General features: G+C 43.7%; 13 protein-coding genes and 1 pseudogene. 8 read left to right on the forward strand and 6 right to left on the reverse strand.

The window, feature by feature from the left end; translation table 11 throughout:
* Positions 1–427: 427 nt before the first annotated feature.
* Positions 428–655, forward strand: a pseudogene (locus IM477_RS17170) (type II toxin-antitoxin system Phd/YefM family antitoxin).
* Positions 656–657: 2 nt separating this feature from the next.
* Complete coding sequence (locus IM477_RS17175; RefSeq protein WP_287732780.1) at positions 658–855, forward strand: type II toxin-antitoxin system VapC family toxin; 198 nt, start codon at positions 658–660, stop codon at positions 853–855.
* A 269-nt stretch (positions 856–1,124) separates the two neighbouring features.
* Here the strand turns inward: IM477_RS17175 and IM477_RS17180 are convergent, their stop codons facing one another.
* The gene (locus tag IM477_RS17180) at positions 1,125–1,853 is read right to left on the reverse strand and encodes a GDSL-type esterase/lipase family protein (RefSeq protein WP_287732781.1); all 729 of its coding nucleotides are present in this window, start codon (positions 1,851–1,853) and stop codon (positions 1,125–1,127) included.
* A gap of 225 nt (positions 1,854–2,078) precedes the next feature.
* Between IM477_RS17180 and IM477_RS17185 the strand changes: the two genes are divergently transcribed.
* The 4 genes from IM477_RS17185 (at position 2,079) to clpB (ending at position 6,655) form a co-directional block, all read left to right on the forward strand.
* Entirely contained in the window at positions 2,079–2,972 is an 894-nt protein-coding gene (locus IM477_RS17185; RefSeq protein ID WP_287732782.1) for a methylenetetrahydrofolate reductase, read from the forward strand.
* Positions 2,973–3,091: 119 nt separating this feature from the next.
* Positions 3,092–3,394 carry a hypothetical protein gene (locus IM477_RS17190; RefSeq protein ID WP_287732783.1) on the forward strand — a complete coding sequence of 101 codons (303 nt, stop codon included), beginning with the start codon at positions 3,092–3,094 and terminating at the stop codon, positions 3,392–3,394.
* 22 nt (positions 3,395–3,416) lie between these two features.
* Positions 3,417–3,902 (forward strand): GNAT family N-acetyltransferase, encoded by a 486-nt coding sequence (locus tag IM477_RS17195; RefSeq protein ID WP_061433091.1) that lies wholly within the window; start codon positions 3,417–3,419, stop codon positions 3,900–3,902.
* A 92-nt stretch (positions 3,903–3,994) separates the two neighbouring features.
* On the forward strand, positions 3,995–6,655 hold the full coding sequence (gene clpB / locus IM477_RS17200) for an ATP-dependent chaperone ClpB (protein ID WP_287732784.1): 2,661 nt from the start codon (positions 3,995–3,997) through the stop codon (positions 6,653–6,655).
* Positions 6,656–6,764: 109 nt separating this feature from the next.
* On the opposite strand, the gene IM477_RS17205 is transcribed toward clpB, so the two are convergent.
* Both IM477_RS17205 and acsF read right to left on the reverse strand, forming a co-directional pair.
* The gene (locus IM477_RS17205; RefSeq protein ID WP_287732785.1) at positions 6,765–7,295 is read right to left on the reverse strand and encodes a zinc ribbon domain-containing protein; all 531 of its coding nucleotides are present in this window, start codon (positions 7,293–7,295) and stop codon (positions 6,765–6,767) included.
* Positions 7,296–7,452: 157 nt separating this feature from the next.
* Complete coding sequence (gene acsF / locus IM477_RS17210; RefSeq protein WP_287732786.1) at positions 7,453–8,529, reverse strand: magnesium-protoporphyrin IX monomethyl ester (oxidative) cyclase; 1,077 nt, start codon at positions 8,527–8,529, stop codon at positions 7,453–7,455.
* 486 nt (positions 8,530–9,015) lie between these two features.
* On the opposite strand from acsF, the gene IM477_RS17215 reads away from it, so the two are divergent.
* Complete coding sequence (locus IM477_RS17215; protein WP_172963183.1) at positions 9,016–9,441, forward strand: hypothetical protein; 426 nt, start codon at positions 9,016–9,018, stop codon at positions 9,439–9,441.
* The gene (locus IM477_RS17220) at positions 9,422–10,279 is read left to right on the forward strand and encodes a hypothetical protein (RefSeq protein WP_287732787.1); all 858 of its coding nucleotides are present in this window, start codon (positions 9,422–9,424) and stop codon (positions 10,277–10,279) included. The genes IM477_RS17215 and IM477_RS17220 overlap by 20 nt, the downstream gene beginning before the upstream one ends.
* Positions 10,280–10,632: 353 nt before the next feature.
* Here the strand turns inward: IM477_RS17220 and lpxC are convergent, their stop codons facing one another.
* The 3 genes from lpxC to IM477_RS17235 form a co-directional block, all read right to left on the reverse strand.
* A complete protein-coding gene (gene lpxC, locus IM477_RS17225; RefSeq protein WP_287732788.1) occupies positions 10,633–11,445 on the reverse strand; it encodes a UDP-3-O-acyl-N-acetylglucosamine deacetylase in 813 nt (270 codons plus the stop codon).
* 78 nt (positions 11,446–11,523) lie between these two features.
* Positions 11,524–13,521 carry a BamA/TamA family outer membrane protein gene (locus IM477_RS17230; protein ID WP_287732790.1) on the reverse strand — a complete coding sequence of 666 codons (1,998 nt, stop codon included), beginning with the start codon at positions 13,519–13,521 and terminating at the stop codon, positions 11,524–11,526.
* 429 nt (positions 13,522–13,950) lie between these two features.
* Positions 13,951–14,829, reverse strand: coding sequence for an Hpt domain-containing protein (locus tag IM477_RS17235; RefSeq protein ID WP_287732789.1), 879 nt, complete (start codon positions 14,827–14,829; stop codon positions 13,951–13,953).
* Positions 14,830–15,205: the final 376 nt, after the last annotated feature.

Below are 15,205 nucleotides of genomic sequence, written 5' to 3' on the forward strand. Positions count from 1 at the left end.
CCCTAAGCCGAGTTTTCAAGGTGCTGCGCCGTCCACTTGGTTTTCGAGACTGGCCTTTTAATTCTAACGTAAAGCCAACCTAGAACGGCGGGGTTTCAGACCCAAAATTTCCGATGATTAAAAGTAAGGATATAGATAGGGTTTGCGGCAAAAAGTAGGGGCGAAGCATTCGGATAGAAAATCTCCGGTTTCACCGATAGGTTATTGCCCGAATGCTTCGCCCCTACAGGACGCGGGCCGATGAAGACGCAAGGTTTTGAACGACGATTCTCTCAAAATTTGCACCTGTTTCGCTCGTAAAGCCACAAAACTCTTACCTTGCCTACATTTCACATTTATTCAGCAAACCCTAGATATAACTTAATCCCTCGCTTTTCTTGATTGAGATTAAACTAATGTTTGTGTTGTTAATCAGTGAGGTAAACTAATGACTACAGTTGAATTAAAACAAGCGAAAAATCAACTTAATGAGTTATTGTAAGCTGTACTTAAAGGTGAAGAAATTATCATCACAGAAAATAATGAACCTGTAGTTAAATTAAGTCCTGTAAAGTTAGCCAATAAACCACCGCTTCAACCGAGAAGTGCTGCGGGAAAATTTTGGATAGCCGATGATTTTGATGCTCCTTTAACTGATTTTGAAGATGATCAATAATTATGCTCAAAGTTTTAATAGATAGTCATGTATTTCTTTGGTATGTCACTAATAATAAACAATTCAGGGACAACCATAAAATTATGATTAATGAAAGAGAAAATCTAGTTTATCTTAGTCAAGCTAGTATTGGGGAAATGGCGATAAAATATAGTCTGGGAAAATTAACTTTTGATTCCACCTTTTCGAGAATTTATTGAGTCACAAATTCAGAGCAATGATTTTCAGATTTTACCTCTTAATTTACTACATTTTGAACGAGTAGCGCAATTGCCTTTTCAGCATTGTATTAGGTATGTATGGGGTAAGTTCGGTTACATTACAATATAGACGGTCACTGACCCCGACGCTCTAAAAACTCTTTGTCGAAGATTATTATTTAATCTTTCAATAGGATTAGTTTGACCGGTTTCTTTACTGTCTCTTACGGTTTCTGTAGTGCCGCTAGATACACTGAGAACAGAGGAGATCACTTTTCGGCAATTCCTGTGAAAGGTTGAATAAAACCATCCACACCGACAAAGGAGGTGAGGGGCGACCAGTTTAAAATATCCTCTAAAATTGATTGATAGCCCTGCACATTGGGATGAAGTCCATCTTCCATTAATCTTTCTTGACACCACAGATCACCCCGGTCCATCCAGAGATCAAATAAATCGAGATAGGGAATATTTTGCTCTAGACAAGCTTGTTTAGTAGTTTCCTTAAAACTATACTGATCGCGATGGTTGAAGTAAAAGCAATCTAAAAAGGGCATTTTCCGCTCATCTACCGGAATCATACCTATAAACAAAACCGGGCAAAGAGAACGGGCCCGGGTGAGTAAATGTTCAATTTGAGTTTGAAAAAGATTGTGGTCGGTATAAGTACGACCATCGGGCCGGCCTAAACGGGCTGTATCATTAACACCGACGGAGAGAAAAATCAGGTCGGGGAGACGATTGCGAATTTCTCCCCTGAGACGAAATTCCTGTTCTAAACGTTCGGACACTTGTACCACTCGATCGCCGCGAATACCCAAATTATACAGGGCATGACCAGCACTTTCCATCCACAAACGACGTAGGCGCTCGGCCCAACCGCCACCCACGGGGTCGCCATAGCCATAAACAAGGCTATCACCTAAAGCGACGATTTTGAGGGGATGGGGCATGATTAGGCCTTTGTCTTTAGTAGGTAAACGAGAAAGAGTTTGCATGATCGCTCGATCGAATCGGTTGTCCTTTACACTTGTAAACGGATTTGGTTAAACTGTCCGTGTATTATACTACATTAGAAATTTTTTCCTGCCAGTTAACTTATCTGATATCAGCCAGGTGCTGACACCGACCAGTATAAAGCAGCCCGATGATCATTGCTTGCCTAAGAGCCATTTCTGGGCTAAATCTGCTATAAAATTTATGGTTAAAACCTAGATAAATTGATGACTACTCGTTTACGACGTGCGGTTCAAGACCGAGAATTTTTGATTACAGCCGAGATTACTCCCCCGAAAGGTGGTAATGCCAGTCATATGCTAGAAATGGCCCTCTGGCTAAAAAATCGTGTTCATGCGGCTAATATTACCGATGGCAGTCGCGCTGTAGTGCGAATGTCCTCTCTAGCTGCCTCCGCTATTCTCTATCAACACGACATTGAACCCATCTGTCAAATGGCCTGTCGCGATCGCAATGTGATCGGATTACAAGCAGACCTAATGGGCGCTCATGCCTTGGGATTGAGAAATATACTAGCTTTAACTGGAGATCCCGTCAAAGCAGGAGATCACCCCCAAGCTAGAGCAGTTTTTGACCTAGAATCGGTACGTTTGTTAAAATTAATCGATAAATTAAATAAAGGTTTTGACTTTAACGATAAATCTTTACCCGATGGACCCCTAGAACTTTTTGCCGGGGCTGCCGTCGATGTGCAGTCAAAAAGTTGGTCCGGTCTTCAACGCCGTTTTGAGCGTAAAATCGAAGCGGGAGCGCAGTTTTTTCAAAGTCAATTAGTTACGGATTTCGAGTGCCTTGATAAGTTCATGCAACAGGTGGCCTCCCTCGCCGATAAACCAGTTCTAGCGGGAATTTTTCTGTTAAAATCAGCTAAAAACGCCGTATTTTTAAATAAAAATGTGCCTGGGGTACAAATTCCCGACCATATCATTCAAAGACTCGCCGATGCAGCCCATCCCCTCGAAGAAGGCATCAAAATCGCCGCCGAACAAATAAAATTAGCCCAGCAGTTATGTCAAGGTGTCCACATCATGGCGATTAAACGGGAGGATCTAGTCCCAAAAATTCTCGACGTGGCCGGTATCCCGCCAATACATAACTGAGATGAAAAGTCAATAGTTTTTATAAAAAATTAACTTTCATTTTGACTAGCGGTCTTTTGACAAGAATTCTACCCCTAAACTAGGATGGGAAGGCTCAAAGCATCTTCGGGGTTAAAAGCATGGATTCCAATCTAGGTCAAGAAAAAGAGAATAGTTGTGGTGGGCGAAAATGGTTGTCGATCGGTATTGCCCCCACTGGTATAATTTCTATTGGCATTGTTCCCATGGGCGTTATTTCCATCGGTGTTGTTCCTATGGGAGTGGTTTCTATTGGAACCGTGGCCATGGGGACAATTGCGGCCGGTTTTGTTTCCATGGGACTTTTCAGTATTGGTAGCGTTGGGATGGGATTAAATAACGGCCATTTTTCCAATCTTAATTCTCCCCCTGCTGAATCTCCCCATAAACATCATCAGCATTAAAATCAAGATTTGACTAGCAATCATGAATTATTCCATCCGTGCTGCCGTTGCTACCGATGTCAAGGCTATTTTTGACTTAATTGTTGCCTTAGCAGCCTATCAAGAACTCAGCCATTTAATGACAGGAAATAGTCAAGCTTTAGGGGATCATTTATTTGGAGAAAAACCCTACATCGAAGCATTGGTCGCAGAAGTAGAGGGTAGAATAGTCGGTTTTGCCCTATTTTTTGCTAACTATTCCACCTTTATAACTAAACCGGGGATTTATCTGGAAGATATCTTCGTTTTACCCGATTATCGTAGTCAAGGTATCGGGAAAGCTTTACTAATGGCTGTGGCTAAAATTGCCGTCGCTAGGGATGCAGGACTTTTAGAATGGACTGTCTTAGAGTGGAATCAACTGGCGATCGATTTTTATGGAAAAATGGGGGCTAAGGTCTTCAAAGAGTGGCAAATTTGTCGTCTCACCGGGACTGCTTTAACCCAATTGGGTAATAGCGATAAATAATTCAGACCTTTTGTCGATCCTGGAACTTTGTGATCGATCGAGACTCCTTGCTATACTATACCTCTGACACTGGCTTTCCTCATTGGTGCAGAATGCAACCCACAGACTCGAATAAATTTACCGAACAAGCTTGGGATTCGATCGTTAAATCGCAAGAAATTGCGCGACGCTTTAAAAATCAGACCTTAGAGGTGGAACACGTTATTATTGCCCTCCTAGAGCAGAATAACGGTCTAGCCACCCGGATTTTACAAAAAGCTAATATTGAAATTCCGCGACTGCAACAACAGCTAGAAGTCTTCACCAACCGACAGCCGAAAGTGTCCATCGTCGATCAATTATACCTAGGTCGTGGTCTAGATCTGCTGCTCGATCGAGCGGAAGCATCCCGGGAAAGTTGGCAAGATAAATTTATCTCCGTCGAACATCTTCTCGTCGGTTTTGCCGAAGATGAAAGGGTTGGCCGGAAATGTTTACGCACTTTCAATCTTGACCCCCAAGATTTAGAATTAGCCATCAAAGCGATTCGCGGTACTCAAAAGGTTACTGAACCCAATCAAGAGGAAAAATACGAAGCTTTAGATAAATATGGCCGGGATTTAACAGCAGCGGCCAAAGAAGGCAAATTAGACCCGGTTATCGGTCGTGATGAAGAAATTCGACGGGTGGTGCAAGTCCTCTCGCGACGGTCGAAAAATAACCCGGTTTTAATCGGTGAACCGGGGGTAGGAAAAACCGCTATCGCTGAAGGATTGGCCCAAAGGATTGTTAACGGAGATGTTCCCGAATCTTTGAAAAATCGTCAGTTAATTTCCCTCGATATGGGAAGTTTAATCGCTGGGGCAAAATATCGAGGCGAATTCGAGGAAAGATTGCGGTCAGTCATGAAAGAAGTTACCCAATCAGAAGGGCGAATTATTCTCTTTATCGATGAACTACATACCGTTGTCGGTGCGGGTTCTAGGGAAGGGGGATCGATGGATGCGGGCAACCTATTAAAACCTATGTTAGCTCGAGGAGAATTGCGCTGTATTGGGGCGACAACTTTAGATGAATATCGCAATCATATTGAAAAAGACCCCGCTTTAGAAAGACGTTTTCAACAGGTTTATATTAAGGAACCTTCCGTGGAGGATACTATCTCAATTCTGCGGGGTTTAAAAGAACGTTATGAGGTGCATCATGGGGTGACAATTACCGATTCGGCCTTAGTGGCAGCAGCTACCTTATCCCATCGTTATATTAGCGATCGCTTCTTGCCGGATAAAGCGATCGATTTAGTCGATGAAGCGGCGGCCAAATTAGAGGTAGAAAGTACCACTAAACCCGCCGATTTGGAAATGATAGATCGTCGCTTAATGCAGTTACAAATGGAAAAATTCTCCTTAGAAAAAGAGGAGAAAAAAGATCGAGCTTTTCAAGATCGTTTAGAAAGAATTATCGAAGAAATTGAGGAATTAGAAAGTAAACAAAAGCCCCTCGCTGACCAATGGCAAACGGAAAAACATATCGCCGAGGAAATTAAATTATTGCGAGAGGAAGAGGAACAATTGCGCCTACAGGTGGAACAGGCGGAACGGGCTTATGATCTCAATAAAGCGGCACAATTAAAGTATGGCAAACTAGAAATTTTACAAGGGGAATTAGAAGTAAAAGAAAAAGAACTAGAAACTATTCAAGCGGCAGGTTCGACCCTGTTAAGACAACAGGTAACTGATGCCGATATTGCCGAAATAGTCGCCCGTTGGACGGGAATTCCCGTCAATCGTTTAATGGAATCGGAACGACAAAAATTATTAGAATTAGAGTCTCATTTACAGAAAAAAGTTGTCGGACAAAATGAAGCGGTCACGGCAGTAGCAGCGGCGATTCGACGAGCGCGCGCGGGAATGAAAGATCCCTCCCGTCCGATTGGTTCATTCCTATTTATGGGACCCACAGGAGTGGGTAAAACCGAGTTAGCGCGGGCCTTGGCGGGGTTACTGTTCGACTCCGAGGAGGCCATGGTTCGCATCGATATGTCGGAATACATGGAAAAACACGCGGTTTCGCGGTTAATCGGCGCGCCTCCGGGTTATGTGGGTTACGAGGAAGGGGGACAACTATCGGAAGCGGTGCGTCGTCGTCCCTATTCTGTGGTTTTATTGGATGAAGTGGAAAAAGCCCATCGGGATGTTTTTAACATTTTATTACAAGTGCTTGACGATGGGCGCATTACTGACTCTCAGGGGCGAGTGGTGGATTTTCGGAATACGATTATCGTGATGACCAGTAATATTGGCAGTGACCATATTTTAAATGTTTCCGAAGATGCCGATTATGAGGAGATGCGGAAACGGGTTTTAACAGCTTTGCGGAGTCATTTTCGTCCCGAATTTTTGAATCGTATCGACGATTTAATTATTTTCCATACCCTCAAAAAAGAAGAATTGCGTTACATTGTTCGTCTGCAATTACAGCGTCTGGAAAGATTATTAGCAGAACAAAAAATCAATCTGGAATTAACTGCGGCAGCAGAAGATCATATCGTTACTGTTGGTTACGATCCTACCTACGGTGCGCGGCCTTTAAAACGCGCTATCCAACGGGAGTTAGAGAATCCTTTAGCCACAAAAATTCTCGAACAAGCTTTTATGGAAGGGGATACGGTGGTAATTGATTGTCTGGATGAAGTGTTAAGTTTTAGCAAAAAGGAGCTAGAAAAGGAAGGGCAAACATTAGAATTAGCCGTGGTTAACCTCAGTTCAGATTAAAACCAGACAGGGGATATATTCCCCTCCAATTCAGCCAAGATAAACAGAATTTTGCCCCAAAAGTTCTTGTGAATCCAGCTAAACAGGTTTTACCTATCTAGCTGACTGCCTATTGCTGTAACTGATGACCACAGCTACTACAAAAGCGATCGGTTGCCGCTACTTTTGCCCCGCATTGACGACAAAATCGGACTTTGCTGACGGTTTTTGTGTCTCCCATGCTCATTTTCATATCTCCCATCTCCATTTCCATAGGGGCAAAATTCATCGACATATTACCCATTTTCATCGGTTGCATCGGTTGCATCGGTTGCATCGGTTGCATCGGTGAGGAGGAGAAACTGGTAGCAGTGGTCGATTGAGAGGACTGAGAAACTCCAGAGGTATGAGGAGAGGAAAAACCGATACTGCTTCCTTGAATTTGGATTCTGTGGGGTCCGGTTTCAGTGATAATTTCAATAATTGCCCCTTGGGGAATTATCTCTATTTGGGGTTCTTTTGTCCAAACTCCCGTGGCAAAACTACTGCTAGACTGCTGTTGTTGTCCCACAGCACCACTAGCGAGGGTTACAATCGTCTGCGGCCCTTGATTATCGAGATAGAGACGTTGTCCTGTGGGTAATTCACTATAAATAGCCATATTTTTGACAGGAAAAGGTAAAAAGTAAAAACCTAGTTCACACCCCTAGGATCCAGTCTAGCGAGGATAGAAATGTTAGAGGATTTTCTTAAGAATTTTATCGACAAAAAAAGGGTGGTTTCACCCACCCTCACCATGTCTCAAGAAAACAAACTTTTTAACGGACGCTACCGGCTAATTTATCGACCCGAATCGGTTTCATCAGGTACAATTTGAGGAATTGCCAAGCGTTAGAGGCGAAGATAGGCAATTTCTTCAGGAATTTAACCGGTGCGGGACTGTTTTCGCTATCGATCGCCCGTAATCCCTCGTTATTGCCAACACAAATCTCTAGGCGATCATAAAATTCAGGACTATCCACATCAAGAACAATCGGGAAGACGCGGCCGGCGGTTTCATTGGTCTTCTCGATCACATACTTATCGTACTCGCGAGCGTCTAAACCGAGAATGGCGTAGAAACCAGAACGCTGAGTATCATTGAGATACATAGTAGCGAAGACCGAAAGCAGGAAGAAACGACACCAGAGACGAGCGCGCCAATCATTAAGAATATCAGGCTGCGCACGCATGAGCGCATCGAAGAAGTCCCCGTGACGGTTTTCGTCTTGACACCAATTCTCAAAGAAGTTAAAAATCGGATAAACCCGATCTTCTGGATGTTGTTCGAGATGACGATAAATGGTGATATAACGCCAGTAGCCGATTTTTTCGGAAAGATAGGTGGCGTAGAAGATAAATTTCGGTTTAAAGAAGGTGTAGTTACGGCTTTTGGTTAAAAATCCCAAGTCAAGGGAGAGGTTAAAATCCGATAAAGCCTTATTAAGGAATCCAGCGTGACGCGCTTCGTCCCGGGACATGAGGTTAAAGCATTCTGCAAGGAGGGGATTTCTGTTTTTTAAACGTCTGCCGAGTTCTTTGTAGAGAAGAAAGCCGGAAAATTCGGCCGTGCAGGATCTTTCCAGAAATTCCACGAATAAGCGGCGAGTTTCGCCATCAATATGCTCCCAAGAGCGATCGAATTCTTGATTACGAACGAAGTGATGCCGGTTATAATCGGTACGGAATTCCTCTAAAATCGCTTTCAGTTCTTCCTCGTTAGCGGCGATCGACATTTCCGCCATCGCTTCAAAATCAGTGGTGTAGAAGCGGGGAGTGAGGATCGTTTCTTTAGCGGGAACTTTTATACCCGGACGGATTTCCTCGAATTCTGGTTTTTGGATCGTGCTGACCATAGGGATTATTGATTTTACTCTGGGATGATGATTGAGACGAGTAAAGGCTCTGAGATGATAATGACGAGCCGTGAAAAAACGGCTAGGATTCACTATAGCAAGCTCTCAGCCCTAGACTCTCTTCCTGTTCATTAAAAGTTACAACTCTTAATTAAGCTGTGTGAACAAACGCGGCTTTTTCGCTCGAAGTCTTGACAAATGTTCGGGGGTGTGGGGTTTGTTCGGTGATTGGTAAACAGTCGTCAGTAATCGGTGAACTGAAAACCCGCATCTGATAAGTAGTCGTGCAAAATTAATTTCCTAGTGAAGAAAGGCACTCATGCAAGAGGCAAGAGGCAAGAGGTGGTTAGATGTATGTAATTAATTTTGCTTAGGTACTTAACAAGGGACAAATCTAAAACCTAATTGGTTAAGTTAAAAGCATCGATCGCTTCTATGGTAAGTTAAGCTGACCACACAGAACCTAGAAGAGCCGAAATGATTTAGATGAGTCAGCAACCCCCTCAACCTCTTTCAAAGCCAGATCCGAATCTTCCAGAACTCAAAACCAAGACGGGTAAAAGAGCAGAACGCTTGTTGCTGAACGTTTGGGAACCCCTAGATGTTTTAGGTCGAGGGTTAATGGGGGATTTATGGAGAGCCGTTTATCTCTCGGTACAAGATGCGATCGCTCTTAGTATTTTGTTACAACTTCCAAGTTTCATCGGTCGTGTCATTATCGGTAAAGACTTTTCTGGTTTTGACGTATGCCTGCAAGAAAACCCGTTGGGCGTATCGCGCTATGCTTGTTTTATAATCATCACATCTGACTTTTGCCTATGGATTATTCTAGCCGGTCGAATCATTGGGCGCTTCTGGGTAGATCTGCGTGGATTAAAAGGAGGTAATAAGCATGGCTCAGGGAAATCATAATGAATTAAATCTCTATGAAGAGGCTAAGGCTGGTTTATTTTCCTTAGTTCAGCAGACTGTGGCTGTATTCATAGGTTTTGTCCTCATGTTACTATTTGCTGGAGGTGCTCCTTCAAGTTTTGTCATAGCACTAAGCTTTTGTCTTGGTACTGCTTTTGTGGCTTGGAGTGAACAGAAACGAGTAAGAAATTTGAAAGCAGTTGACTCATCCATTCCGCCAAAAGAATCTGAGACTGCAAGTATAGTAACAGAAGAACGATCTAACAAAAATTCAAGTATTTTAGATATTCAAACCCTGCGTCAACAAAGGCTTTTGGAAGACCTAAAGATACTAGAAGAAGAATTAATGACTACAAGTTCTGTACCTGATCAATTTCGACTACGTGAACAGATTAGAGGTCTAAAGAGCGAGATTGGGAGTCTTCTAGGAGGAATAAGATTAGGTGTTGAGGGAGACTATTACAATGTTATGTCCAAACAAATTTCATTAGAGATCACTTCTGATTGGATAACAGTTGGAGGTTCAAGCTATACGACAAATGACATTGATCGCACAACAAAAGTCGGTCTTAAAACTAATATGATAACTCTTATGTCTGCGGGGAGAAAATTTGCAGTTTTAATGAGACATAAACACGAGTATATTGTCTTAGTTTCTAGCCGAGACGAAGAAAAAATAGATCAAGTGGTGGATGCTCTTAAAAATGCAATTGCAGAGGCTAGGCGAGGTAATCGTTCTTATTCTCAAGTAATCCAAATGAATGGAGATTACGTGAATATGAGCGGCAACTTTGGATCTGGTTTTTCAAAAGGAGAAATCAATATTAACCAAAATTAACTTATAGTGCGATCGCCGATCTTGTAGGGTGCGTTCCCTAATGTGACTCCTACTGCTCCACCGATCGATTTTTGGGGAACGCACCATGCACATTTATTGAAACTGTGGGTTAAAGTGCGATGCTGCTCTGGTGGGTTGAGTTCTGGATTGGCAACCTGTCACCGAGCAAACCCGACGGTGTTGGAATGATTCTGATAGCTGACGGCTGATAGACAAGGGTTATCAATGCTAGGATAAAGGCTTGAGTAGAGAACGATCGAGCGAAAGCCATGTCATCGATAGAAGTAAAAACCCCGCCTCCAGACAGCCCCACTTCCCACTCCCCTATACCTTTTAAACAGAATTTAGTATAATTAACCCTGAATTGCTTTAGCTAATTGAACGTGAAGTTTATGACTGGCTTTAAAAGCCATGTAATGAGCAGTGGGAATAGTTCCCAGTAAACTCAAATCACCAATTAAGTCCAATAATTTATGTCTTGCTGGCTCATTATCAAAGCGTAAAGGAGGATTTAACCATTGATTTTGATCGCAGACTAAAGCATTTTCTAAACTGCCTCCTTTAATTAAACCAGCCTTTTGTAAATATTCAATTTGATCGGCAAAACCGAAAGTCCGGGCGGATGCGATCGCTTGACTAAAACTTTCCTGATCAGGACTCCAACTATACCATTGATTACCGATGGGTTTATAGGTAAAATCGATCCCGTAGGTAAAACGTAATTCCGGGGAAGGAATCGCCGCCACAAAAGCATCTCCTTCGTACAACCAAATCGGTTGAGAAATCGTTAAATCTGATGGAGAAAAAGAGTTATTTAAACCGGCATTTTCGATCGCTTCTACCCAGATTTTGGCCGAACCATCAAGGAGAGGAATTTCCGCACCATCCACCTCAATGCGAGCATCCTCTACCCCCAAAGCGGTTAAGGCCGCTAATAAATGCTCAACGGTTCTAACCTTGGCTTCTCCTTGTCCCAATTCCGTTGATAAAGTCGTTTGGTAAACCGAAGAAACTAGAGCGGGAATAATCGGTTGATTGGCTAAATCTCTGCGGACAAAATAACGTCCTTCTCCTGGATTTGCCCCACAGACGCGCACCCGTGTTATCTCCCCCGAATGCAGTCCAATTCCCGATAATTCAAATTGTTTAGCGATAGTAGAAACCATAATTATTAAGTAATAAAGCTTTGATCAGTGAACAACAAAAAGAACTAAATTTATCGATAACTGATAACTGATAACTGATTAGAATCGTTCCCCGATACCGAAATGGAGACGAGAACCACCATCGACATTAAAACCGTAGTCAACCCGAATTTGGCCGACGGGAGATTGTACCCGAACACCTAAACCGTAACCGAGACCGGTACCGGGTAAACCCCGGACAATCCCGGGTTGACCGGGGACATCGCCTTGGGAACCAATAGTAGTGCCGAAATCGACAAATAACGCCCCCCCAATAATTGCTACTATGGGAAAACGATATTCGGCCGTCGCTTGGAAATAACTGCGACCGCTACCCACTTCTCCCTCGGCGTAACCCCGTACAGAGTTACTACCCCCAACGATAAAAGCATCGTAGGGGGGTAAATCGCCTAATACTGTCCCTGCTTGCACATTAAAAGCGAGGGATTGCTGACCTTTAAAAATATCGGTTTCAAAGAGATTAAAGGAATTAATAAACCGAACGGGGATAAAGTAACTGTAACTACCCCGAACACGAGTGCCGAAAATACTGCCAGAACCGACCGGAATAGTTTGTTCTAAACCTAGACGCAGGAAAGAACCACTGGTGGGCTGCAGGGGATTATCGCGAAAATCTCGAATAGCGCCAATATTTAGAGAAAGTATATCATCGATCCCAGAGGAACTAAACGCCAGTTGTTGACTGCCAAAACCGTTGAGAGGTGCAGACAGGGGGGAGATGTCACCATTGGCATTTTGCACCTGTACCTGTTGATAGTTAAAGCCTAGGGAAACCACCCATTTTGGTTTCGTAAACACATCGGCGGCCAAAGGACGGACAAAAGTAATACCGCCACCCGTCCGGACGATACGGGGACTATCATTATCGTTAAGCGTCCGAATCGAGGAATTTTCCCCATCATAAACCAGAGAAATCGACTGTCGCCGGAAAACGTTCACCGTGTAGGAAGTGCGGAAATTATCCGTGGCAATCCAAGGATCGGAAAAACTCAGATCGAATAAAAATTCCCGTTCCCCTAACTGGACTTCTGCCCCTAAAGTTTGGTTATTACCGCCAAAATTGCGCTGTTGATAGCTAACAGTCCCGAATAAGCCCGCATTCGAGCTAATACCACCCCCAGCGGCTAGGGAACCGGTATTACCTTCCACCACATCGACGTTAACAATCACCTCCCTTGGGTCGCTGCCGGCAGAAAAAGACAGACGCACATCCTCGAATAAACCGAGACCGAAAACACGCTGTAAATCCTGTTGGGCCGTATTGCGGTTAAAAATATCCCCCGCTTTTAGGCGCATTTCCCTAGTAATGATAAATTCTCTAGTTTTACCCTTGACCGGTTCCTGTTCGACGTTAAAGTAGCGTACTTGAATTTTTTCGATTAAACCTTCGGAAATGACCAGAATCACCCGACCATCGGGAGTGACTTGCGGCGCACCGATTACCTGGGCCAGATCATAGCCGTTTTTGCTGTACCAGTCATTGATTTTTTTTACCCCCGCCTGTAATTCCCGCAAATTCAGGGTTTTGCCGTATTGACTAGCGAAAATTTCCTCGACCACCCCGGCAGGTAAAATCGATTTGTCCAGGGTTTCCGGGGCAATTTGAATCTGTACGCCCTGAAAAACGGGGTTAGGTTGTACCTCAAAGGTGACTCGCACCCCTAGGGGCGTATCTTGGGGAACTGCCCGCACATCGGCAAAAAAGCCCGTGGCAAAAACGGCGTTAATATCTTCTTGCAGTTGCGATCGAGTCGTGCTTCGTCCTGGTCGGGTGCGAATGGTATTATAAACTAGATTTTCTAATTCTCGATCGGACCCCTGTACTACCACTTCGGCCACCAAAACTCGCGACTCCTCCGCCGGCACCGGTGGGGCTGTTGTGGGAGTTTCTGCGGGGCTTGGGGTTTCCGTCGGGGTTTCCGTCGGGGTTTCCGTCGGTGCTGCCACGGGTGGCGTAGTTTCTCCCGTCGCAGGAGGAGACTGTACTATCTGCTCGACGCGGGGAAAAACCGTTTCTTGCGGTTCTTCTTCGGCCATTACCGTCCCGTGAAATAATCCGAAAATAGCCAGCAGCAGGGCCAGCGAGGAATATCGCCCCGAAAATTTGAGATTTTTAAGCACTTCCACACACCCATTAACACCATTATGGTTTTGTTTGTTTTCTCTGCCCGAGAAATTTAACGAACGTTAAAACTCTAGCAGATTGCTTACTCTCAGTAAATCCCAGCTTGACCGGTGACTAAAGAGATACTGCATCAGGTCTGATATTGGTCAGCCGTCAGCATTAAGTTTTTATCTTGCCATATCTTAGCTTTTTCCGGTTTGGCTCTATCCCAATTCACCCTCTAGAATTATTGCCACCTCGGTGGGCGCACAATTAATTACATATCTTCCTAACTCACCACAATTAAAAACATTAAGTTTATTCTCCTGGGAATCCCCCACCTTTTTACACCAGCGCAGATGTCAACGTCTCATTTGTAATAACTGTACCAGTTGCGAGACCTGTTGGCGATTAAACATTTGCAGCAGGGTACTAGCTACTAATTCCGGTTCTAGGGTGATCAGGATTTGTGGTAATTTGGCGGTGGCTAATAACTGCAATTCTTGACTGACGGTGATTTCTTCCCCGCGACCCCATTCCAATAAATCACTAGCTTGTTTTAATTCTTTAATAATAACCGGGGCGAGAGTGCGGTAGGAATGTTTGGGGTTAGCCAGGGCTGATTGGGCATTTTTAACTAAATATTGCCACTTTTGCTGTTCTGAAGCCAATTGAGACAGAGATAAAATTAATTTTTGTAATTGCTGACGGGAAGCACTGGTTTCTTCCTGTTTGAACAGTTGTAACATCTGTTTGAGGATATCTCTGACGCTGATGGAGATAGAAGAGGTTGCCGCAATAGCTGGGGTAGATTTTTTTTTCTCGAGAAGATAGTTAAGATGGGACTGTAATTCGGCAAAAGTCGGTTCACCTTTTTTAACGATAGCGTTAGCTTCCTCGGCTTGCAAACCTAATGGACTGGGCAGCTTATCGATCAATATCTGAAGCAGATCATAACCCTTGAGGAACAAAGATTCTAATTTTTGATCCACTTGTATGGGATTTTCTTTCAGTATTTTGAAAGCATCCTCAAGACGGTGAGCAGTTTTTTGGATACTGCTATAACCTAACATGGCCGCCCCCCCCTTGATGGAATGGGCGGCACGAAACATCTCGTTCATCTGTTCAGTATTGTTCACGAGATTGCCTAAGTCTAAAATCCCCTGTTCCAAAGTTTCCAGGTGTTCTTTTGCTTCTTCGATGAAATAGCCGAGAATTTTCTGCGCGTTAGCGGAGTCCAAGGTCTTATCCCCCCTTATCACGATGCTGTCTAGGCCTAGATTGCCCAGTTTTTCAGGAAATATATCAGTTATGGGGCAATGGCTAGGAAAACTGGCCCAGACGGACACAAGATAAGTTCAAAAGCCTGCCCACAAAGGTTCTCAGCTTCTCTTGCTCAAAATAGATCGATACAACGGCAGGCAAAAAGCTAAGGAAAGAATCGGGGATGGGAGCAAGCTGACTAGAAATTATTATTAGATCTCTTGCATAAGTCTAGACAAAATAGGATAAAATAGTCCAAGAGTTAAGATTGAAAGATGAATTACGAACAAGTAAAAACTTTAAAGCCAACAGAGTTCAAACGCTTGTGTGGCTTGTATCCAGATACATTTAAGG

It is taken from the genome of Microcystis sp. M090S1, from assembly GCF_020246295.1.
Classification (GTDB): Bacteria; Cyanobacteriota; Cyanobacteriia; order Cyanobacteriales; family Microcystaceae; genus Microcystis; species Microcystis aeruginosa.

Coding starts and splice junctions, on each gene's coding strand:
- IM477_RS17175 (WP_287732780.1), top strand. CDS start 658: ATGCTCAAAGTTTTAATAGATAGTCATGTATTTCTTTGGTATGTCACT.
- IM477_RS17180 (WP_287732781.1), bottom strand. CDS start 1,853: ATGCAAACTCTTTCTCGTTTACCTACTAAAGACAAAGGCCTAATCATG.
- IM477_RS17185 (WP_287732782.1), top strand. CDS start 2,079: ATGACTACTCGTTTACGACGTGCGGTTCAAGACCGAGAATTTTTGATT.
- IM477_RS17190 (WP_287732783.1), top strand. CDS start 3,092: ATGGATTCCAATCTAGGTCAAGAAAAAGAGAATAGTTGTGGTGGGCGA.
- IM477_RS17195 (WP_061433091.1), top strand. CDS start 3,417: ATGAATTATTCCATCCGTGCTGCCGTTGCTACCGATGTCAAGGCTATT.
- clpB (WP_287732784.1), top strand. CDS start 3,995: ATGCAACCCACAGACTCGAATAAATTTACCGAACAAGCTTGGGATTCG.
- IM477_RS17205 (WP_287732785.1), bottom strand. CDS start 7,295: ATGGCTATTTATAGTGAATTACCCACAGGACAACGTCTCTATCTCGAT.
- acsF (WP_287732786.1), bottom strand. CDS start 8,529: ATGGTCAGCACGATCCAAAAACCAGAATTCGAGGAAATCCGTCCGGGT.
- IM477_RS17215 (WP_172963183.1), top strand. CDS start 9,016: ATGAGTCAGCAACCCCCTCAACCTCTTTCAAAGCCAGATCCGAATCTT.
- IM477_RS17220 (WP_287732787.1), top strand. CDS start 9,422: ATGGCTCAGGGAAATCATAATGAATTAAATCTCTATGAAGAGGCTAAG.
- lpxC (WP_287732788.1), bottom strand. CDS start 11,445: ATGGTTTCTACTATCGCTAAACAATTTGAATTATCGGGAATTGGACTG.
- IM477_RS17230 (WP_287732790.1), bottom strand. CDS start 13,521: ATGGCCGAAGAAGAACCGCAAGAAACGGTTTTTCCCCGCGTCGAGCAG.